Consider the following 822-nt stretch of genomic DNA (forward strand, 5'->3'; position numbering starts at 1 on the left):
TCAAGTGACTTTGTCGACACCTCACACAATGCAAGCCAAACAAGTTTTGAATGGAATCTGCCAGAGAGATATCCCCTACCTGTCGAGCCCATCGCGAATCAAATGAGCGAAGAAAAGTTCCAGTTAGGCCGCCATCTTTTTTACGATACGCGCCTCTCAGGCAATGGCACTCAAGCATGCGCGTCCTGCCATATCCAAGAACATGGTTTTAGTGATGGCATTGCATTGCCAACAGGTTCTACTGGAGAACTCTTAGCGCGTAACTCTCAGGGCTTAATGAACGTAGCTTATAACGCAACACAAACTTGGGCCAACTCAGCCTTAATTACCCTAGAAGAACAGGCCCTTGTGCCATTATTCGGTGAGAATCCGATTGAGCATGGCATTGATGACAGCAACAAAGAAGAAGTACTTGATAGAATCCGAAACGAGGCGCGTTACCAAAGTTTGTTTAACGATGCCTATCCCGAGCTCGGTGATCCTATCGCATTTAATACCATTCGCGATGCGATCGTGAGCTTTGTTCGAGGTATGGTGTCTTTCAACTCAGCGTTTGATCGCTTCGAACAAGGCGATGCCACTGCTCTAAGCGCTGCTGCACATCGAGGCAGACAATTGTTCTTTAGCGAAGAGCTTGAGTGTTTCCACTGCCACGGCGGCTATCATCTCAGCGACTCCACGATGGATCGAAGTATGAGCTTCGTGAATCGTCCCTTTCACAATACTGGATTATTCAACATTGGTGGTACGGGCGATTATCCGCACGACAACACAGGACTATTTGAAATCACAGCTGATCCGTCCGACATGGGAAAATTTCGC

1 protein-coding gene is annotated in these 822 nt (G+C 47.7%); it reads left to right on the forward strand.

The features are described 5' to 3' along the window. Nucleotides 1–102 precede the first annotated feature (102 nt). Nucleotides 103–822, forward strand: a 720-nt coding sequence (locus A3739_RS22175) for a cytochrome c peroxidase (protein WP_304440302.1), incomplete at its 3' end; no start/stop codon positions are given.

The organism is Oleiphilus sp. HI0067, assembly GCF_001635735.1.